The organism is Neobacillus paridis, from assembly GCF_016765675.1.
GTDB classification, from domain to species: domain Bacteria; phylum Bacillota; class Bacilli; order Bacillales; family Cytobacillaceae; genus Neobacillus; species Neobacillus paridis.
The window spans coordinates 46,990-66,793 of the sequence record NZ_JAESWB010000211.1 but is presented as its reverse complement, the minus strand read 5'-3'; the positions used below and the strand labels follow the sequence as shown (position 1 = coordinate 66,793).

At 41.4% G+C, this 19,804-nt stretch carries 19 protein-coding genes; 8 read left to right on the top strand and 11 right to left on the bottom strand.

Annotation, left to right across the window (positions count from 1 at the left end; genetic code table 11):
• The first annotated feature begins 214 nt into the window (after positions 1 to 214).
• The 5 genes from JK635_RS15065 (at position 215) to pgmB (ending at position 6,704) form a co-directional block, all read left to right on the top strand.
• Positions 215 to 1,474, top strand: coding sequence for an extracellular solute-binding protein (locus JK635_RS15065; protein ID WP_202654788.1), 1,260 nt, complete (start codon positions 215 to 217; stop codon positions 1,472 to 1,474).
• 93 nt (positions 1,475 to 1,567) lie between these two features.
• Positions 1,568 to 2,782, top strand: coding sequence for a carbohydrate ABC transporter permease (locus JK635_RS15060; protein ID WP_202654787.1), 1,215 nt, complete (start codon positions 1,568 to 1,570; stop codon positions 2,780 to 2,782).
• A gap of 16 nt (positions 2,783 to 2,798) precedes the next feature.
• The gene (locus JK635_RS15055; RefSeq protein WP_202654786.1) at positions 2,799 to 3,632 is read left to right on the top strand and encodes a carbohydrate ABC transporter permease; all 834 of its coding nucleotides are present in this window, start codon (positions 2,799 to 2,801) and stop codon (positions 3,630 to 3,632) included.
• A gap of 29 nt (positions 3,633 to 3,661) precedes the next feature.
• On the top strand, positions 3,662 to 5,929 hold the full coding sequence (locus tag JK635_RS15050) for a glycoside hydrolase family 65 protein (RefSeq protein ID WP_202654785.1): 2,268 nt from the start codon (positions 3,662 to 3,664) through the stop codon (positions 5,927 to 5,929).
• 94 nt (positions 5,930 to 6,023) lie between these two features.
• Entirely contained in the window at positions 6,024 to 6,704 is a 681-nt protein-coding gene (pgmB, locus tag JK635_RS15045; RefSeq protein ID WP_202654784.1) for a beta-phosphoglucomutase, read from the top strand.
• Positions 6,705 to 6,957: 253 nt separating this feature from the next.
• Here pgmB and JK635_RS15040 read toward each other — a convergent pair whose 3' ends face one another.
• The gene (locus tag JK635_RS15040; protein WP_202654783.1) at positions 6,958 to 8,286 is read right to left on the bottom strand and encodes a radical SAM/SPASM domain-containing protein; all 1,329 of its coding nucleotides are present in this window, start codon (positions 8,284 to 8,286) and stop codon (positions 6,958 to 6,960) included.
• Between the two features lie 181 nt (positions 8,287 to 8,467).
• On the opposite strand from JK635_RS15040, the gene JK635_RS15035 reads away from it, so the two are divergent.
• Positions 8,468 to 8,872, top strand: a complete 405-nt coding sequence (locus tag JK635_RS15035) for a GNAT family N-acetyltransferase (protein ID WP_202654781.1) — start codon at positions 8,468 to 8,470, stop codon at positions 8,870 to 8,872.
• A gap of 219 nt (positions 8,873 to 9,091) precedes the next feature.
• On the opposite strand, the gene JK635_RS15030 is transcribed toward JK635_RS15035, so the two are convergent.
• The 3 genes from JK635_RS15030 to JK635_RS15020 are packed head-to-tail and all read right to left on the bottom strand — an operon-like array spanning position 9,092 to position 10,831.
• Complete coding sequence (locus JK635_RS15030) at positions 9,092 to 10,114, bottom strand: MoeB/ThiF family adenylyltransferase (RefSeq protein WP_202654779.1); 1,023 nt, start codon at positions 10,112 to 10,114, stop codon at positions 9,092 to 9,094.
• 26 nt (positions 10,115 to 10,140) lie between these two features.
• On the bottom strand, positions 10,141 to 10,374 hold the full coding sequence (gene moaD, locus JK635_RS15025; protein ID WP_202654777.1) for a molybdopterin converting factor subunit 1: 234 nt from the start codon (positions 10,372 to 10,374) through the stop codon (positions 10,141 to 10,143).
• Complete coding sequence (locus JK635_RS15020) at positions 10,367 to 10,831, bottom strand: molybdenum cofactor biosynthesis protein MoaE (protein WP_202654775.1); 465 nt, start codon at positions 10,829 to 10,831, stop codon at positions 10,367 to 10,369. Before JK635_RS15020 ends, moaD begins: the two co-directional genes overlap by 8 nt.
• Positions 10,832 to 11,156: 325 nt before the next feature.
• On the opposite strand from JK635_RS15020, the gene moaA reads away from it, so the two are divergent.
• Positions 11,157 to 12,188, top strand: coding sequence for a GTP 3',8-cyclase MoaA (moaA, locus tag JK635_RS15015; RefSeq protein ID WP_306792951.1), 1,032 nt, complete (start codon positions 11,157 to 11,159; stop codon positions 12,186 to 12,188).
• A gap of 48 nt (positions 12,189 to 12,236) precedes the next feature.
• Positions 12,237 to 12,968: a twin-arginine translocase subunit TatC gene (tatC, locus tag JK635_RS15010; RefSeq protein WP_202654773.1), complete on the top strand. Its 732-nt coding sequence runs from the start codon at positions 12,237 to 12,239 to the stop codon at positions 12,966 to 12,968.
• 109 nt (positions 12,969 to 13,077) lie between these two features.
• On the opposite strand, the gene tatA (JK635_RS15005) is transcribed toward tatC, so the two are convergent.
• The 7 genes from tatA (JK635_RS15005) to tatA (JK635_RS14975) all read right to left on the bottom strand — a co-directional run bounded on the left by tatA (JK635_RS15005) (position 13,078) and on the right by tatA (JK635_RS14975) (position 19,799).
• Positions 13,078 to 13,287: a twin-arginine translocase TatA/TatE family subunit gene (gene tatA, locus JK635_RS15005; RefSeq protein ID WP_202654762.1), complete on the bottom strand. Its 210-nt coding sequence runs from the start codon at positions 13,285 to 13,287 to the stop codon at positions 13,078 to 13,080.
• 22 nt (positions 13,288 to 13,309) lie between these two features.
• Complete coding sequence (locus JK635_RS15000) at positions 13,310 to 14,224, bottom strand: 4Fe-4S binding protein (protein ID WP_202654771.1); 915 nt, start codon at positions 14,222 to 14,224, stop codon at positions 13,310 to 13,312.
• Positions 14,225 to 14,317: 93 nt separating this feature from the next.
• The gene (locus JK635_RS14995) at positions 14,318 to 15,142 is read right to left on the bottom strand and encodes a dimethyl sulfoxide reductase anchor subunit family protein (protein WP_202654770.1); all 825 of its coding nucleotides are present in this window, start codon (positions 15,140 to 15,142) and stop codon (positions 14,318 to 14,320) included.
• Positions 15,143 to 15,156: 14 nt separating this feature from the next.
• Positions 15,157 to 15,705 carry a DMSO/selenate family reductase complex B subunit gene (locus JK635_RS14990; protein WP_202654768.1) on the bottom strand — a complete coding sequence of 183 codons (549 nt, stop codon included), beginning with the start codon at positions 15,703 to 15,705 and terminating at the stop codon, positions 15,157 to 15,159.
• A gap of 19 nt (positions 15,706 to 15,724) precedes the next feature.
• Entirely contained in the window at positions 15,725 to 18,298 is a 2,574-nt protein-coding gene (locus JK635_RS14985) for a molybdopterin-dependent oxidoreductase (RefSeq protein WP_202654766.1), read from the bottom strand.
• An 18-nt stretch (positions 18,299 to 18,316) separates the two neighbouring features.
• Positions 18,317 to 19,024 carry a TorD/DmsD family molecular chaperone gene (locus JK635_RS14980; protein ID WP_202654764.1) on the bottom strand — a complete coding sequence of 236 codons (708 nt, stop codon included), beginning with the start codon at positions 19,022 to 19,024 and terminating at the stop codon, positions 18,317 to 18,319.
• Between the two features lie 565 nt (positions 19,025 to 19,589).
• Entirely contained in the window at positions 19,590 to 19,799 is a 210-nt protein-coding gene (tatA, locus tag JK635_RS14975; RefSeq protein ID WP_202654762.1) for a twin-arginine translocase TatA/TatE family subunit, read from the bottom strand.
• Positions 19,800 to 19,804 lie beyond the last annotated feature (5 nt).

Below are 19,804 nucleotides of genomic sequence, written 5' to 3'. Positions count from 1 at the left end.
CATGAGGGCTTCCTCCTTTGGATTGGGTTTGGTCGACTATGATTCTACCAAGGAGTAGCCCTCTTTTTCATGTATTTAGCTTAGAACACTACCGCGCTTTCGCTTGGTGGCCCCTTCATTTGGTGAGTGATCTGACAATCCCTCACCAAATGAAGGGGTTAAATTTTGCCCACATTAATTTTACTCATACCCATAAAAGGGGGCAAACAAAGAAATGCATAGCAAAAAAATGTTTACCAAATTGTTAGCGTTTTCTTTTGCGGCAAGTATTGCACTTACTGGTTGCAGCGGCGACAAAAACAAAGATAATACAAAGCCAGCTGACAACAACTCTGCCAAACCAACTGTCATAAAATTTGCAGCCCAGGCAGACAGCACTCCAGCGACAAAAGAATTAATTGCCGCATTTAACAAAAAGCAAGATAAATACAAAGTTGAATGGACAGAAATGACCAACGACTCCGCCCAAATGCACGATCAGTTATTAACTTCTTTATCAAGCGGTTCTTCCGACTATGACGTGATCTCAATGGACGTTGTCTGGGCCGGTGAATTTGCCGGTGCCGGCTATTTACAGCCAATTGATGTTCAAATGAATAAAGACGGCCTGAAAAAGACCGATTTTAACGCCGGGTCGATGGCTTCCGGAAGCTTTGAAGGTAAACAATATACACTGCCATTCTTCCCAGACTTAGGAATTCTTTACTACCGTAAAGATATTGTAAGTAAAGAAGATGCTGCTAAACTGGACAGCGGCAGCTATACGTATAATGACCTTTATACAATGGCTCAAAAATATGCTGGCAAAAATAAGGCAAAATACGGTTTTGTTTATCAATCGAAGCAGTATGAAGGGTTAACGGTAAACGCTACTGAATTTACCAATTCATATAAAGATGTAAAAGGCGGACTTGAAGCGATGTATAAATTCACTCAAGCATCGTTCGAGCCGAAGGACCTGCTTAACTATATGGAAGGCGAAACCGCTACTGCTTTTGAACAAGGAAATGCTGTATTTGCGCGTAACTGGCCATATGCATTCGGCCGGATCCAAGGTAAAGAAGACGGTGTTACGGTAACAACAGATCAGGTTGGCGTTGCCCCACTACCAAATGGTGACGCTGTAGGCGGATGGCTTCTCGGTATGAATAAAAATTCGAAGCATCTTGACGGTGCATGGGAATTCATTAAATTTGCCGCTGGCGAAGAAGGACAAAAAATTATGTCCACGAAAGGTGCATACCTACCTGGCTACAATGCATTGCTAGACAATGCCGAAGTTAAAAAGGCAAACGCCTTATTAAGCTACCCTGGCTTCCAAAAAGCGTTAACCAATACGATTTCAAGACCGGTTTCAGCAGAATACTCTAAGACCTCTGATGCAATCCAAGTGGCAGCACATAAATACTTAAGCTCTGGCAAAGGTCTTGATGAAGCCGTTACAGCTATTGAAAATGCAGTTAAAGCAAAGTAATTAGTCCATTTTAAACTATACGAATAGTGGAGGCTGACTTTATTGAAAGCCTCCTTTTTCTTTCAATCAATTCAACAAAAATGAGGTGAAAACATGCGAAAAATGGGGGTTAAGGAATGGTTGTTAATCGTTCCAACATTATTGCTTATTGCCATTTTTTCTTTATGGCCAGTCGTGCAATCTTTCACCTATACCTTTTTTGATTATCGTCTAAACAATCAGCAAAAGGCGGGATTGTATCTCAGTGAACGGTTTAATGCCAGCCTTTTTAATGAAACGCAGATGTATCTCACGATGTTCCTTGATGAAGATCTGCCAAACATCAAGGCAGCAGGGGATCAAGACCGGGTTGCCAGCCTCAACAAAGACCTTTCCTCTGTTGCGCAAAAATATAAAAACGAAAAAGGCGTTATCAAAATCAACAAACAGGAAAAAACAAGTATCGAGCAATTGCACAAGAATGCAAAGGAATTAGTGACATCCCTTAATCAAAAATACAAACTGATCCATAAGGACGATTTACCCCATGTAGTCAATGATTTACAAAAATGTGTCATTCCTTCGAACTTCATTGGCTTACAGGGATACAAACAGGCTTTGAGCGACACCCGAGTCGGTATTGCTCTCGGCAATACATTGGTGTTTACGATTATTTCCGTTTTTCTTGAACTAGTATTAGGCTTGGGTCTTGCACTGGTGTTAAATAAAGCCATGTTTGGCCAGGGGATGATTCGAACGACCTCACTTATTCCTTGGGCAATTCCAACAGCGGTTGCCGCCTTAATGTGGAGTTATCTGTTCAATGGCAGCAGTGGCATCATCGCCCACTTATTTGAGATGGTTGGTCTGGTTGATAAGTCCCAAGATTTGCTGCTTAGCGGGTCGGGTGCAATGGCCTCGACCATTTTAGCAGATGTCTGGAAAACCACACCTTATATGGCATTGCTTTTGCTTGCCGGGCTGCAAAATATTTCAAAAGATTTATATGAAGCGGCATCTATCGATGGAGCGACAAAAATTCAATCCTTCTTTAAAGTGACATTGCCGCTGTTAAAACCATCGATTTTAGTCGCCCTATTATTCCGGACTTTAGATGCCTTCCGGGTATTTGATTTGATCTATGTATTAACCGGTGGCGGACCTGGAGGCGAAACCGAAACGATGTCGATCTATGCCTATAAGGTCATGTTTGGCCAGACAAACTTTGGCTACGGCTCCATTATTGTCATGCTCATGTTTGTTTGTGTCGCAATTATTGCCATCATCTTTGTCAAATTCCTAGGCGCAAACTTAATGGAAAGAAGTTAAGGAGGGGGGCTTGAAGATGCAGTCATCAAAACGAAAGCTTTGGATTACCTTTGGAATCGTTGTGGTTGTTTATTTGATTGCAATGGTATTCCCATTTTTCTGGGTATTTGTTACTTCCTTTAAAACATCCGGTGAAATATTTGGAACAGGAGCCTTCCGCGTCATTCCTAAAGAACCAACGCTCCAAAACTATATTACCGTTCTGTTTGAAAAAAATATCTTAAATTCGATTAAAAACAGTTTAATTGTAGCAACAACTACCACTATTTACATTATTGTCGTAGCAACATTTTCAGCCTATGCCATCTCACGGTTCCATTTTAAAGGGAAAAATATCCTGCTTGGCTTAATTTTGGCTGTTTCGATGTTTCCGCAAATGGTCGTGATTGGACCTGTTTACAACTTATTTGAAAATCTTAAATGGCTCAACTCCTATGCCGTTGTTCTGCCCTACTCCACGATTACACTGCCGATGGCAGTTTGGATTTTGGTTACCCATTTTAATCAAATTCCCGGGGCGCTTGAAGAGTCGGCAAAAATGGACGGAGCAACGACTTTTCAAACACTTTATAAGATTATTTTCCCGTTGGCAGCACCTGGTGTGTTTACAACCGCTATTATTACATTCATCTCTGCCTGGAATGAATTCCTTTTAACCATTACCTTGAATCCGAATGCGGAATATCACACCGTGCCTGTCGGAATATCCTTCCTGAGAACACAGTTTGAAATTCTTTGGGGTCAGGTATCAGCGGCAACGGTCATTGTGACCATTCCTACATTGATTATTGTCCTGATCTTCCAGCGGCAAATTGTATCCGGGCTTACAAGCGGCGGGGTAAAAGAGTGATTTTACGTTAACAGATAGAGGTGTACAGCATGTCATGGAAAATTAGTTCTTCACATACAGACTACCCGCAAATCCTGGTGGATGAGAGTATCTTTTTTACCGGGAATGGTTATCTTGGAGTGCGCGGAAATTTTGAAGAAGGTTTGCCTTCCGGTCAAAAGTCGATCCGGGGCACATACATTAATGCCTTTCACGATTCCGTGCCCATTCCTTATGGGGAAAGACACGTTGGTTTTCCCGATACACAACAAAAGCTATTAAATATTATCGATGCACAAACAATTGAACTTTTCTTTGGGGCGGAACGTTTTAGTATTGCTGAGGGAGAAATCCTCTCCTTTGAACGTCATCTTCACCTTGATAAAGGATTTTCCGAAAGAATTATCGAGTGGCGCTCTCCTTCCGGGAAACAGATAAAGCTAAACTTCAAACGACTTGTGTCATTTATTGATCAAGAGGTCTTTATCCAAAGAGTTGAGATTGATTCATCTGATTATTCCGGGCCGATTCGGATTGTTTCGACCGTTAATGGCGATGTGGCCAACTTCGTTGATACAAGTGACCCGCGTGTCGCCTCAGGACATGCCAAGTTATTACACGTCACCCATGCGGAACAATCCGATTCCATTTCCTTTGTCGAATGCGAAACAACCAATACAAAGTTAAAAACGGCTTGTGCTGCTGTGTATTCTCTTGAAGTACCTTATACAAGAAAGGATTACCCTGCGGCCACTGCAATCCAATCAGAATTTTCCTTTGATTTCACCGGCAAGGCTTCTTTTGAGAAAAAAAGCGTTTTTGTCGATACACTAAGACATGGGGAAAATTTACAGACTTCAGCTTTTGAACGGCAAAATAAACTTGCTGGAAAAAACTTTCAATCCTTTTTGCAGGAGCAAACCGCTTATTTAGAGGATTTTTGGAAGCTATCTGACGTTGTCATTTTAGGTGATGAAGCAATCCAGGAAGGTATCCGTTTCAACTTATTTTCGTTGCTTCAATCTACAGGAAGAGACCGATTTTCCAATATTTCTGCCAAAGGTTTATCCGGTGAGGGTTACGAGGGTCATTACTTTTGGGATACGGAAATCTATATGTTCCCTGTCTTTTTAATGACCCAACCGGAAATTGCCAAGCGGCTCTTGTTATATCGCTATTCGATCCTGGATGATGCTCGGAATCACGCTAAAGAAATGGGGCACCGGAAAGGCGCGTTATATCCATGGCGGACGATATCCGGCTCAGAGTGTTCTTCCTATTACCCGTCCGGTTCGGCGCAGTACCATATCAGTGCGGATATTGCCTACAGCTTTATCCAATATTATCTGGTTACTGAGGACTTGAAGTTTTTCAAGGATTACGGTGCTGAGGTACTGTTTGAAACGGCAAGATTATGGCTGGAAACGGGCCATTTTGACGGGGATTTGTTTAAAATTGATGCTGTCACCGGACCCGATGAATATACGTGTATTGTCAACAATAACTATTACACCAATGTGATGGCGAAACACAATTTGAAATGGGCCGTCATGTTTTATCAGTTGCTGCAAAAATTAGCTCCTGAGCGGCTGACCCGCCTCTGCGAAAAAATTGGTTTGACTTCTGAAGAGGTGGCATCCTGGCAAAAAGCAGCGGAGCAGATGTATTTGCCCTATGATCCGGTGAGGAAACTGAATCCCCAGGATGATACATTTTTGCAGAAGGCTGTGTGGGATCTAGCTACCACGCCAAAGGAAGAATTTCCACTATTGTTACATTATCATCCGTTGAAGATTTACCGCTATCAGGTTTGTAAACAAGCAGACACGGTATTGGCACACTTTTTACTGGAAGACGAACAATCGCTCGAAACGATTCGCAATTCCTATCATTATTATGAAAAAGTCACAACCCATGATTCCTCATTATCCACCTGCATATTCAGCATCATGGCCTCAAAGCTAGGTTATAAAGATAAGGCATATCAATACTTTATTGAAACGGCCAGACTGGATTTGGATAATACCCATGGAAACACGAAGGACGGTCTGCATATGGCGAATATGGGCGGAACATGGCTGTCAATCGTATTCGGATTTGCCGGCTTGCGCATCAAGGAGGAAGGGATTTCCTTTGCCCCTCTTCTGCCGGGCAAGTGGGAAGGTTATCGCTTTTTGCTTCATTACCGAGGGCGCAGGCTTCAGTTGGAAAAAATGACGGAGCAAACTGTCATTAAACTGATGGAAGGCGATCGTTTATCGATCAAGGTATACGATCAGCCGTACCAACTCGAAAAGGAAACTCCGATCATAATTTGACAAATCGGCTGTCAGGCAAAGGCTAGTGCTCAATATTCGGCCTATCTGACAGCCTCTCATTTTAGGTTAATAAATTTTCTTGGGAGGGATGATTATGGGACAACCACTGAAGGCAATTATTTTTGATTTGGATGGTGTCATTACAGATACGGCTGAATATCACTTTCTTGCCTGGAAGGCGCTGGGCGAGGAATTGGGGATCCCTTTTACAAGGGAATTCAACGAGGAGTTGAAAGGAATTTCCCGAATGGAATCACTGGAAAAAATCCTGGCATTTGGCGGGAAGCAAAATAAGTTTACCAACCAGGAAAAGGAGACACTGGCAGCGCGGAAAAACAGTCATTACCGCCGTTTAATTGAAGAAATTACCCCTAATGATATTCTCCCGGGAATCCGTGAATTTATTACCGCTATTAAGCAAAACGGCATTAAAATCGGCCTGGCCTCGGTCAGTAAAAATGCCTTTACCGTCATAAACCGGTTAGGATTGGTCAGTGAATTTGATACAATTGTTGATGCCGCCACCATTCAAAACGGAAAACCGGACCCGGAAATATTTCTACGAGCGGCTGAACAATTAGGGATCAATCCGGGTACCTGCATTGGAATTGAAGATGCAGAAGCTGGCGTTGCCGCCATCAAGGCTGCCGGAATGTTTGCTGTTGGTATTGGGGATGAAAATCGTTTGGCACAGGCAGACTTAATTTATCACTCAACAACGGAACTCCGCTTTGACGAAATTCTAAATGCTTTTGTGGCAAAATCAAACCAGTAAAACGCAGACAGCACAATCTCTGCGTTTCTTTATAAGCTGCACCATTATAATGATCTGTAAATCTTTCGGCAAAATTCGAATGGTAACAGAAACTGAAATAGGAAAGCGAACAGTGGTAGTCACTGTCCGCTTCTGCTTATTTTAAGTTTCCTGGTACAGACTTGTGAATTCTGCCTGAATCTAATTTGCTGACAGGAGATGTTGCCGGACGTAGAACCTTCATTCATTTCACCTCCCTTCAAAAAAACTATCATTATTTTAAACTATTTTTCCAAATAAGCTTTAAAGTCTTTTTTATACTTCTTTTTTCATAAGGACAAGGCCTTTCACCAGTCATCATCCGATAATACGGACAGTGATTACCCTGACAGGCCGGCCGGTAGAAACAGGACTGACAGACGGAATCGGTTTCTTCACCTGATGTTACCCACAGGGCGATTTTATCATAATCCAGATGAAGACTGCCGTCCTTGTTTATTTTCCCGACATGATTTCTTTCTTCTTCAAGCGAAACCGTACATTTGTAAAGCTGCCCATTGGAGGCAACTACTAAAGAGTGGGGCTTGGCGGCATAGCATACCGACCCGCTTGGCATTAAGGAATCAGCGACCATGGGGCTTAGTCCGATACCGTTGGCTACCGCCTCATCAGAGAATTCCCAGATTTTTTGATTGGCAATAATCCGGCTGCAGACAGGAAGAGCATCATTATTTTCGCCGCCCCATCTGCCAACAGGCCTGAAGAGGATGCCAAAACGGTTATCATCGGCAAATTGATTTTTTAAGAACTTTATCAGTTTGGGTATTTCTTCGAGATTACTATCATCGAAGTTTACCCGAATCGTCATTTCGAATTGGTCCTCTACCTCTTTAATGGCTAGAAGATTTTCAATAATGGTATCAAAGGTCTTACCGCCACCAGCAAAATGTCTACGGCTGTCATGAACCTCGCCGATGCCATCGATGGTAATCATAAATTGCCGAATTTCGCAAAGGAGCAATTTTTGGAAAACCTCCTTGGTTAATAAATAGCCGTTCGTCACAAGGTCGGCTCCATAGTGAATATTGTTTTCCCGGGCGCTTGCCAGGAAGGAATGGGAGAGCTCCTCAATGACATCCAACGCCAGCAGAGGCTCACCGCCAAACCAGCTGATATTTAATTGTGAGAGGTTGGTTGCTTTTGCATCAACCAGCGCCTTAAGCCCAGCAATCGTATCGCGGTTCATTTTCCCGCGGGCAAAGGATTCGTAGCAGTATGTACAGCGAAAGTTGCAGGCCTCTGTTGGCATGAGGACAAGGTGCATCACATCAGTGCGGTGTAGTGATTGATGGAGAAATTGCGCCCTCCTGTTCTCATCAACCTGATTCGATACTAAAAAGCCATTTTCATATAGGTCTTTTTGAACATCTGTTGCTAATTCATTGGTTCCTGCTCTTTTGAGTGTTGCCAAGACGTGGTCCTTTTCTTCCTCCGAAAACTGGACAATGGCTCCATTATAACTATTGAAAAGAATTATCCCATTATCGTCTGTTTTTGACATGGCATTAAATCTTGATGGAATATAGCTAATTTTATTCTCCATAGGATATCGCCTTTCTTTTGATTGATAGCTGCTCGAAGGTGCATTTTGTAATCTTCATTTTTCGCACAAAAATAATCATATTTCTCCAGGATTAAAAATTCAATACATTATCACAGAAAAAAATTACGGTTTAAATAATTTCAGTTTAGCGATAAACTTTTGAAAAAGGAGGAAGATTTTGATGACTAAAAAAATTGAATACAAATTAAACACAATGATTACAGCGGAAGAACTTTCTCGGCTATTTAAGGCTTCAGGTATTAAAAGACCCGTTGACGATTTGCCAAGGCTTGCAAAAATGATTACAAATGCCGATTTAACTTTTACCGCCTGGGACGGCGAAAAGCTTGTCGGGGTTGCCAGAGCGATTACTGATTTCAGCTATTGCTGTTATTTATCCGACTTGGCGGTAGACCGTGACTACCAAAAACGTGGAATTGGCAAAAAATTAGTGAATTTGCTACAGGAACAGATTGGTGAGGAAGTGATGTTACTTCTACTATCTTCGCCGATTGCCATGGAGTACTACCCGCGAATCGGCTTCGATCAAGTAGATAATGGGTTTATTATTAAGAGAAAGCGATAAATAAGCACAAATTTTTTTACAGTGTCTGGATATTGAATCTTCGTCGGGGAAAATCAAGGAGAGTTTTTCACCGTTTCAGCCCTTTCTGACTTGGGGGAGACAACATCCCCCCAGTCCTTTTACATTCAATACACATTCTTCTACTCCAACCATACTTAATGTAGGTGCAAGGAGCGATTCGCTCATTTTTCAAATATACATTATATAATAGACGACTTCTTACCCTAATATTTTTTGATAAACAGTCTTAGCACGGGTTAAATCCTTGGTGCCGTGAATAAGCGCACGGCCGTCTTTGAAAATAACAATCCGCTCCCGACCCTCTAGCTCTACTGATAGTAAATAAGGATTTCCTTTTGTTTTATACCCAAGACTTGAAAGCTGCCGTGCAAGTTGTTCAAGTGAGATCTCACCTGAAGCGGACGGGCGGATTTGCACTGTATCACGACCGCAAAGCACCGCTGTTTTAGTTCTATTTTCATGTTCCAGATATGGATAGGTGGGATTACTACCGCATGACAAGCAGTCTTTATTAATGGCTTTTGACATTTTCAAACTTGTATATTGGTTACGCCATAAATCAAAACTAACGAATGTCTTCCTTAAGGTATCCCAGTCCTCGGCAAGAATTTTTAAGGCCTCCGCTGTTTGGTGGGCAATCACCATCTGAACGGCCGGAGAAATAATCCCGCCCGTGTCACAAGTCAGTCCCTGCAACGGGATTGTTCGTAATAAGCAGTTAAGGCATGGAGTTTTTCCCGGAACAATGGTAAAGCTCATGCCAAAACTTCCGACACAAGCCCCATAAATCCAAGGAATCTGGAGTTTTTGGGAAACATCGTTGATGACCATCCTTGTTTCAAAATTATCAGTAGCATCCATGATGAGGTCAACGCCACGGGTTAAGTCTTCGAGCACCTCAGGTGTGGCATCACCAATATGCGCCTGAACCTTAACTGCAGAATTAATCATCGCAAGGTGCTTCTTCGCTGCCACAGCCTTTGGCAGCTTTTCGGCCACATCCTCTTCCGTATAAAGCTGCTGACGCTGCAGGTTGCTCTCCTCTACATAATCCCGATCAATGATCGTCACTTTTCCTATACCTGAGCGGACGAGAACTTCAGCATTTCCTGCACCAAGCGCCCCTGCACCTATAATAAGAACGTGTTTGCCGCTTATTTTTTCCTGACCTTCTTTTCCGATTCCCGGAAAAAGAATCTGCCGTGAATATCGTTCATTCATCTGAAAGATCCCTTCTATATACGTCATCAACCGCCACTAACTGGTGGAATGAAGGCAATTGTGTCACCTTCCTGGATCATTTCGTCATTTTGTGCAAATTCCTCATTGATCGCAGTCATGACCACGTCCATTTTTGGCAGTTTATAGACTTTTGTTAATTTGGCTTTTAGCTCCGCAACCGTATTCCCAGCGGCATCAATCATCACCGACTCTTTGCCAACAGCATCACGCAAATGGGCAAAAAACAACACTTTATTCATACATTTCACCTTTCTCTGGCTTACCAGCTGGGTAACTGACTGTCTCGAGCTGGTTGCCAATCCACGCTTCACCATTTTCCCAATGCTCTTTTTTCCAGATTGGAACAATTTCTTTAATCCTTTCAATCGCATAACGATTGGCTTCATAAGCATCGGCGCGGTGCGGAGTAGAAACAGCAATTATCACGGCAATATCAGTGATTTCCAATCTACCGATGCGATGGGTGATAGCAACCTTTGCACCATGCCAGCGTTCTTCAATTTCGCGCCCGATTTGTTCAAGCTTTTTCACGGCCATTTCTTCATAGGCTTCATAGATTAAAAACAATGTCTTTTTCCCATTTGTAAATTCGCGGACCGTCCCGATAAATGTCGTAATCGCACCGGCCTCCCGTTGAATAACTTTATTAATAACCGTTTGGATATCAATTGGCTCTTTTAAAATTTCAAAGTTCATAAGTTTCCACTTTCCTTTATATTTTTCCACTTTTTCATATTCATAGAGGAAATTCAAGTAAAAAAGTCTGTTTAAGAAGTTATATACTTTTTTTATTATATCCAAAAGGTACTCAAACTTTCGTTAAACTTTTGTGACTTTTTCTCAAGTTGATAAACTTTCAGAAAACATAATTAATAGCCATAATTTCTTCAAATTTTGGTTTCGGAACTGTCACTATTAATGTGTTGAATATAGTAATTTTCAGGTTAGAATAAGTGGGGAATGTTATTGTTACTGACTTGGATGTACATTGTAGTTTTCTCTATGTAAGGTTGTTTTTTAAATGATGGAGTTGATGGTATTGAAAACGATGATTACTGATAAGTGGAATCGACCATTGCACGATTTACGGATTTCCGTTACAGACCGCTGCAATTTTCGCTGCCAATACTGTATGCCAACAGACCAATTTGGGCCTAATTTTGTGTTCCTTCCGAGAGAGGCCTTGCTAACTTTTGAAGAAATAGAACGATTAGCTACTATTTTTGTTGGACTTGGGGTTACCAAAATCAGGTTGACCGGGGGAGAACCTTTACTGCGCAAGGATTTGCCTGGTCTCGTTGAAAAGCTTTCTAGCATTGAGGGGTTGGAGGATATTGGCCTGACTACCAATGGGGTTCTTCTGGCAAAACTGGCAGCTGATTTGAAAAAAGCGGGATTAAAACGCGTCAATATTAGCCTTGATAGCTTAAATGATGAATTGTTCGGAAAAATAAACGGACGAAATATTGGGACGAAACCAGTTCTCGATGGGATTGCCGCGGCAAAAGCAGTGGATTTGGGAATAAAAATCAATATGGTAGTAAAAAAAGGCGTCAACGATTCGGAAATTATACCGATGGCTGAGTTTTGCAAAAAAGAAGGCATCCAACTTCGGTTTATTGAATTTATGGATGTCGGATCAACAAACGGCTGGAAAATGGATGATGTTGTCACCAAAAAAGAAATCTATGAAATTTTAAAAAGGCATTTTAAACTCCAAGCTCTCGAACCGACATATTTCGGAGAAGTTGCAAAACTCTATCAATATACAGATTCAAACATGTCTGTTGGTTTTATCACTTCCGTCTCCGAAGCCTTCTGCGGCAGCTGCACACGTGCCCGATTATCTGCAAGCGGGCAGATCTACACCTGCTTGTTTAACGGAAACGGTCACAATCTTCGAGATTTTATGCGAAACGGAGCAACCGATGAGCAGCTACGGCATAGAATTATGGATATTTGGTCACAAAGGACAGATAGATATTCTGAAGAAAGAAAAACCGTAACAACTCATAGCCTTCCAAAAATTGAAATGTCTTTTATCGGTGGTTAAACTAGTCTTTCAACTTTATGAAAATATTTACAGATAGAGGGATTGAAATTGGTAGAAAAAGAATTGAATCTAGTTGAACATATGGAGGAATTACGTTTAAGAATCATCATTACCGGAGTCGCTTTTGTGATCTTTTTCGCAATTGGGCTGATGTATACGAAAGATATCTATTTATTCCTAATGAAGGATTATCATGGCAAACTTCTAGTATTAGGGCCAAGTGATGTGGTCAAAGTATATTTTCAGCTGGCTTCAATTATTGCATTTGCCGGTACAGTCCCTATTGCCGCCTGGCAAATCTGGTTATTTGTTAAACCGGCGTTGCACCCGAATGAAAGGAAACTGGCATTAAGTTATATTCCTGCCTTATTCCTGCTCTTTATTGCCGGAATTGCATTTGGATACTTTTTTATTTTCCCAAACATTTTACGTTTTCTCACCAACTTGGGCAAAGAAATGATGATCACCAATTTTACTGCCGATAGATACTTTAGCTTTTTAATAAACATTACGCTGCCATTCGGGATTGCTTTTGAACTGCCGCTGGTCATGATGTTCCTGACATCCTTAGGGATTGTCAATCCCTATACGGTGGCAAAGTTACGGAAATATGCTTATTTTATTTTGGTAATCATTGCAACGCTTATCTCACCGCCAGAATTTATCTCCCATCTTTCCGTTGCCGTACCGCTGATTCTTATTTATGAAATAAGCGTTTCTCTCTCAAAAATCGTATTTAAACAAAAACAAAAATTGGTTATGACTGAACAAGCTACCTGAAAGCCCGCCAAATGGCGGGCTTTTTTCACTGTCTGTCCAATTTTTAGAGGATTTCTCTTTCCCAGCTAAAGTATCACTTCGTGTATAGTATTCCAGTAAAATTTTCCTATTATATAGATTTTGTTTCTTTTTCTGATTGCTCCGATACGGAATGATCTTCTTCTTTTCCTTCTTCAATCAGTCCTGCAGTAGAATTTTTAAATTCACGTAATGTTTGCCCGGCGGCACGGCCCAATTCCGGCAATTTTTTCGGCCCAAAGATAATGAGAGCCAAAATGATAATCATGATTAAACCTGGTACTCCGATATTTGATAACATACGTAATCACTCCTCTAAAATTTTAAATGTAAACAGGGGAAAGGAAGCCTTCCTGTTTTGTACAAGCAACACATTTTTGATCATCTTCACGCAATGTTGCATATGGCTGCCCGCAAACAGGACATATTTTTTGATATATAGGATAATGAACATCAAAAACCTGAGAAACTTTTTCTTCTATTATAATTGCCTGTTCCGGACAACTATCCACACAGAGCTGACATGCCGAACAAGATTGAGCATTGATTGTGAACCCTGTTTCCGAAATCGTCAGGCAGTTCTTTTCGCACAAAAACTCGCAGGTTTTGCACAGTGTGCACTTCTTTGTATCAACTGATAAAGTTGCAAACTGAAAATCAGGATAATATTTTGCCAAATCCAACTGGGTATGGTTAAACCGCCATTTTGCCGGGACTGCTTGTTTCATAAGTGATTGGCTCTCCTGATGCCAAACGGAAAACAGCTCTCTTCGCGAATAAACCTTTTCAGCTTTCTCGAACGGATCAGTCGATACGGTAAAAGGCTCTTCTCCAAGTTGCTCCAGCATCGAATTCGCGAGATCAATCACTTCTTTACCGTCCTCAAGCCTCTCTGGATTTTCACTAATAATTCCTCTAACCCCATTTTTATAAAGCAGCAGTAGCTCCTTTACGGTAGGAAAATCAGCACTCGTCATCACGAGAGTGTTATTAACTACCGTTCTTTTAGGAAAAATTCCCGCAATCGCCTGAACAGGACAAGCAGCCATGCACTTCCCGCATTCGATACACTTTTTGGGTGAAATAATAGGTATATTATGATCGATTGAAATGGCTGCTTCCTTACAAACATCAAAACATCGTTGACAAGTAGAACGGGGACTCTTATGGCGAGTACAGGTTGGCAATATTTCAAATTGATAATCAAGACTCTCAATCCATTTTCCTAATAGTCCCATTGGTTCCACCTCATTTTATTATTTATGTTTAAAGTCATCCTTTTTCCAAACAGAAAGCAAGTATTTCACTTTCTGTTTGAAAATAGATTTAACTTATGCCCCCAAAACATAGAAAACATAACGACTCATAGCTTCACCAATAAGTAAAACTACTAATGCCAGATAAACAATCGTAAATGCACTTTTTTTCGAAGACATTGACACAAAGCCGAGGACAGCAAGCCCGATTATTTCCAATATCCAACGGCTGGTGATCATACTGCTATAGCCTGTCAGATGCTCCGTTGCTGTAGTTCCATTGATTAATTGAACGTCAGTTGGCGAGACAGAGAAAATGACTGTGCCAATGATTTGAATGGAAATCCCAAAAACAGCTAAGGCAAAAGCCCATTTTAGGATTTTTGTAACAGGTTCACTTTCAACAGTAGCGCCTAGGAGACTGGCAGCCAGTACCGGTCCGAGTGTAAATACCGTTCCATAGAACACAAGATAAGTGTTGATGTTTCCCCAGCCATTCACACGGGTCACCGCATAAATGCTCGCCATGCAATAAACATCAATTAAGCCAACTACCGCAGTTAACAATATCAGTGTTGGATTTATTCGCTTTTGAACCATTGCTAAGCCAGCAGTGATACAAGCCAGTGCAATAAATGCCCCTGTAAAGACAATTTCATTACTCATCCAAGAGCGGCCAAATCCTAAAATTGTATAGAAAGCATGGCTTGGTGTCCCTAGGTGGAAGAAAGCGGCAAATAAACCGACAATCGATACAGCTGCAAGTACAATTAAAGATAATTTCATTACTTTAAATCCATCATTACCAGCCAGCTGCTTATGGAATAATCCTAAAAACAGGAAGCCCCCGACTGCTGCTGGCACACAAACAGTCATGATTAATAACGCCCATTCATTCATCAGGTTTCCCCTCCTTAATTGATATTGCTTCTTGCATGAATAACTAAATTAGGTTTCGTAATCGAGGCGCTTGGTAAGCCTTTAATGTCAGCATTGGCTCCATATTTTTTCCGCAATTCATCGATAGGTCCAAACTCAATGGCCCTCATAATACAAGAAGACACACAAGCCGGCTCTTCTCCCTTCTCGCGTAAATCAAGGCAGGTATCGCATTTGCTCATCTTGCCAATTTTGGCATTATATTGAGGCGCTCCATACGGACAGTTCCACTGGCAATAGCGGCAGCCAGCACACTTATCTTGGTCAACGACCACGACACCATCTTCTGTGCGCTTGTGCATAGCTCCTGTTGGACAACCTTTTACACATGCCGGATGGTCGCAGTGGTTACAAGAAATGGAAACATGCCAGATCGATGGCTTTGGAAAGCTTCCTTCTTCAAAATCATAAACTCTACGAAAATTTCTTCCTACTTCTAAATCGTTTTTATCTTTACAGGCAATTGTACATGTTTTACAGCCTACACATTCGGCGACATTTATATAAAAACCCATTTGTACCATGGTTTACGCCCTCCTTCGTTTACAATTTAATAATCCTTTGCTCCCACTTGACATCCTCTTGGAGAGGCTCACCAGTCCATTTTTCCACATTGCAGTGGGCGGTATTATAACCGGATGTTCCCAGACCCGTTGGAGTGAAACTAACTAGCATATTGTCAGCACCGGCCCGGTCAACGCCAGTCGCTTCATCAATATCAACCCATGCTCCATGCGGAAGAGCAACTGTTCCCGGCATAATCGTTTCAACCACTTTAGCAGGACGCAGTGTTTTTCCATGCTCATTGGAAAGCATTACAGTGTCCCCATCTTTAATTCCTAAATCCTTTGCATCCTTCTTGCTAATATAAACTGGATTCGGCCATGCTTCACGCAACTGAGGCACATTATCCAAAGTACTGTGTGAACGTCTTAAATAATGTGGATTAAAAACTTGGAAAGGATATTTTCCCTTTTTCTTCGTTTTAAAATCTGCAAAAGTAGATTCATAGCCATCTACTTTCGGCACATATTTCGGAATTGGTGAAATTTCCGAAAAGGCCTTTTTCGATGCTTCATGCAGTGCTTTGCAATAAATTTCAAATTTTCCACTTTCACTGGATACCGGATGTCCAACCGGATCATCAATAAAGTCTTTATAAGCAATAAAACCAAAGTTATCGCCAGGTTTTCTCGGCACTTGATAGATTCCTTGATTAACAAACTCCTGAAGTGGAATCCTTCCTTTCTGCGGTGTTCCTACTACACCCCAATCTTTGATATCTTTTTCAGTAATTGTACATAAAGGTTCAAAATCAACCCCGTTATCCTTTACTACCTTACTGCCAGCTAATTGGTTGAAATATTGTTGTTTTTCGGAAATCGGATAAACAGCATTTGGATCTTGACCCAACTTCTTCAATAATGCTTTAGCAATTTCTTGGTCTGTTTTCGATTCGTATAATGGTTCGATGATCTTGGACCAGTTAATCAGAATTTCCCGGTTGCCGCCGCGAACAGCGCCTTCGGTTTCCCATTGCGTTGCCACAGGAAGCACGATATCCGCATACTTGGCAACCGTCGTTAACGCATAACCATTGGCAACAACAAACTCAACTTTGCGGTGTGCTTCAATGCCTTTCGGGATATTACTTCTTGTTTGCAAATGATTATTGTAGTTATGGTAAATCATTTGAATATTAACTTTCTTTTCCCCTTCACCTTTTTGCAAAAATTTCCCGTTGAGGACCGCATCCCAAATTTGATTTTCATTGATGACATTTGTCACAGGGTTCGGAACTGGTACTAAGCCGCTATCTCCACCAGTAATCAACATTGGACCATTATTTCCGGCATACTCCCAACAGCTGACACCCGTCATGTTGCCGGTACTGCCCATATGTCCAGTCATCATTCCTAAAGTTGAGAAAGTCTGTACCCATCCTTCTCCATTATTGATCCGTGCTGGTGCCCAGCCTGTTAATAACGCAACCCGTTCGGTGCCGCCGATATCACGGGCAAGAGAACGAATTCTATTTGGATCGACACCACAGATGTCAGCTGCCCATTCAGGCGTTTTTGGCACACCATCATACGTACCTAACAAATAATCTTTATAATTATCTTTTGGATCAGCCCCTGCAGGCATATGGTCCTTATCAAAACCAATCGTATATTTGTTTAAGAAATCCCATTTTACCAATGGGTTAGTATGTGGATTATCTTCTTTTAGCAATGTATACATAATACCCATTGCCAGAGCATCGTCTGTACCAGGACGGATTGGAACCCACTCTGCATCAAAGACGTTAGCCGAATCAGTATACAGCGGGTTAATCGAAATAAACCGGGCTCCTGCCTTTTTAGCTTGCAAATAATTATAAGTCACGCTCCCCATCGTGCTCCATGCAGGATTGACTCCCCATAGCACAATTAATTGTGAGTTGCGTAAATCTAGGCGGTCATTAATGGCATTTACGTAAAGACCTTCACCGACACCCAACATTTCATAAGTGTACAGCCATGCACCCCAAGAAATCGTACCGGTGCTTGCCGTGTAGCCGCCGACTGTTGACAACACGTTTCCAATATCAGCACCACCAGATACATAAATGGATTCATTGCCATATTTGTTTTTAATCCGCTTGATTTCTGATGCGATATGATCAAGGGCTTCATCCCAGGAGATCCGAACCCATTCATCTTTTCCGCGAAGTTCTTTTTTGCCTCCGCCGGGTGCCCAGTTCTTACGCTTCATTGGATATTTCAAGCGGTCTGCGTTAAATACTTGGCGGCGTTGCGAACGTCCGCGCAAACATCCGCGCTGCTGTGGATAATCAGGACTGTCCGTATGAGTATCGTCCGTTTTTTGGCGAATGACGACACCGTCTTTTACCAACACCTTATTTAAGCAGCGGCTGCCGCAGTTATGCCAACAAGCAGCCGTCTTCCAAACGCCTTCGCCGCCGCTTTCCTTTGTTCCAATCGTGGTTTGGGCATTGGCAACTAATCCGCGGCCGAGCGGAATCGCAGCTGTTGCTGCAAGCGCTGAACTCCAGCCGATGAATGATCTTCTTGTCATTTTGAAATCTTTAATTTTGCTAACTAAATCAATCATTTTTCGTCTAGCCTCCCTTTAGTGAATTTCAGTATTTAAAAGTTCATGAAGAACCTCTAAATCAAATTTTAAATAGTTCGGTAAAATCTTGGCCATCCCTACGAAAAAGCTCGTATTAGCCGCGGAAATCATTTTTTCACAAAGCTGCGGAACAAAAAGTAAAAGATGGTTTCGTAAAAATTTGCTTTGTTCCTCTATTAATTCTTTTATTTTTTCAAAGTCACTTTCCTGGCAAAGGGATAAACATAGCTCATTTAAGTGATACATAAAATCAAGCTCAAGACCAACATGATCATCCGCCTCAATGTTAAAATCGCGAACTGCAACTCCGTATTTATCATAAAGCTTGCGGACTTCCATCGTTGTTCCTTGAAATAACAGGCCATCCTTTCTCACATAAGAAGACTCCCATGGCGATGCTGGCAGTGCAAACGGGCCAATGAACATTCTCGTATAATCCCAATGCAATTGTTGATAATGGCTCTCAATATTCACCACGTCATGAGTGGCAAGATAATCCTTGACAGCCGCTACCCCCTCCCGGATCTCCGGTGAATCTTCTTTAAACGGAAATAAATCAATCATATTTTTTTGAACAAATTGCCTTATATACTCCCTCGATGGTTCTTCGACAAAAAAACGTCTCAAAATATCATAAGCAAATTGCCTTGCATACAAAACATTTTCAATCTCTTCAAGTGGCAGGGATTTTGTTATCAGTTCCATATGATCACTCCTCTTTTGCAAAAATGAATTAAATCTCCGTAATGTTAAACTTCTTAGGCGTTGTCCACTCAAGCTTCACCTCGCGAATTAGCTGCTGATGTTTCTCCATTAATTTCCTAACAGTGTTACGCTCCTTGCCAAATACCTTAGCCGTAAAGGAATGATGTTATCTGAACAGTATATCTTTTTAAAAAGATCTATTCTGGATGAACAAAGTTTTTTGTGAAATACTTCACATTTTCTGCTATGCATTCTTATTATAATTTTTTTGATTGGATTAGGGTACGGCCCGACCACACGAATAATCGTCATCATTTTTGTGCTTCTGTCCAAAAATATTGGCAGATTTGTGACGCATAAACCTGAGGAAATTACAATTCTGTGACATTCACTGTTCTGGCTTGAAAACCGATATATGATTAGTGGATAAAGTAGTTTTTAGGGTAGCGAAAGGAGAAAATATCATGATCAAGCTACTTGAAAGGGTGCAGTTCATTTCTTATCTTTTAAAAAAACAAACTCATAAACTTCACTTTGTTTATGAGTTTGTTTTCCCTTTTTCCTATTATATAGATTTTGTTTCTTTTTCTGATTGCTCCGATACGGAATGATCTTCTTCTTTTCCTTCTTCAATCAGTCCTGCAGTAGAATTTTTAAATTCACGTAATGTTTGCCCGGCGGCACGGCCCAATTCCGGCAATTTTTTCGGCCCAAAGATAATGAGAGCCAAAATGATAATCATGATTAAACCTGGTACTCCGATATTTGATAACATACGTA

Coding starts and splice junctions, on each gene's coding strand:
- JK635_RS14990 (WP_202654768.1), bottom strand. CDS start 15,705: ATGGTACAAATGGGTTTTTATATAAATGTCGCCGAATGTGTAGGCTGT.
- moaA (WP_306792951.1), top strand. CDS start 11,157: ATGATGGAGTTGATGGTATTGAAAACGATGATTACTGATAAGTGGAAT.
- JK635_RS15055 (WP_202654786.1), top strand. CDS start 2,799: ATGCAGTCATCAAAACGAAAGCTTTGGATTACCTTTGGAATCGTTGTG.
- JK635_RS14995 (WP_202654770.1), bottom strand. CDS start 15,142: ATGAATGAATGGGCGTTATTAATCATGACTGTTTGTGTGCCAGCAGCA.
- JK635_RS14980 (WP_202654764.1), bottom strand. CDS start 19,024: ATGGAACTGATAACAAAATCCCTGCCACTTGAAGAGATTGAAAATGTT.
- JK635_RS15060 (WP_202654787.1), top strand. CDS start 1,568: ATGCGAAAAATGGGGGTTAAGGAATGGTTGTTAATCGTTCCAACATTA.
- tatA (WP_202654762.1), bottom strand. CDS start 13,287: ATGTTATCAAATATCGGAGTACCAGGTTTAATCATGATTATCATTTTG.
- tatA (WP_202654762.1), bottom strand. CDS start 19,799: ATGTTATCAAATATCGGAGTACCAGGTTTAATCATGATTATCATTTTG.
- JK635_RS15035 (WP_202654781.1), top strand. CDS start 8,468: ATGACTAAAAAAATTGAATACAAATTAAACACAATGATTACAGCGGAA.
- moaD (WP_202654777.1), bottom strand. CDS start 10,374: ATGAATAAAGTGTTGTTTTTTGCCCATTTGCGTGATGCTGTTGGCAAA.
- JK635_RS14985 (WP_202654766.1), bottom strand. CDS start 18,298: ATGATTGATTTAGTTAGCAAAATTAAAGATTTCAAAATGACAAGAAGA.
- JK635_RS15000 (WP_202654771.1), bottom strand. CDS start 14,224: ATGGGACTATTAGGAAAATGGATTGAGAGTCTTGATTATCAATTTGAA.
- JK635_RS15030 (WP_202654779.1), bottom strand. CDS start 10,114: ATGAATGAACGATATTCACGGCAGATTCTTTTTCCGGGAATCGGAAAA.
- JK635_RS15040 (WP_202654783.1), bottom strand. CDS start 8,286: ATGGAGAATAAAATTAGCTATATTCCATCAAGATTTAATGCCATGTCA.
- JK635_RS15050 (WP_202654785.1), top strand. CDS start 3,662: ATGTCATGGAAAATTAGTTCTTCACATACAGACTACCCGCAAATCCTG.
- JK635_RS15065 (WP_202654788.1), top strand. CDS start 215: ATGCATAGCAAAAAAATGTTTACCAAATTGTTAGCGTTTTCTTTTGCG.
- pgmB (WP_202654784.1), top strand. CDS start 6,024: ATGGGACAACCACTGAAGGCAATTATTTTTGATTTGGATGGTGTCATT.
- JK635_RS15020 (WP_202654775.1), bottom strand. CDS start 10,831: ATGAACTTTGAAATTTTAAAAGAGCCAATTGATATCCAAACGGTTATT.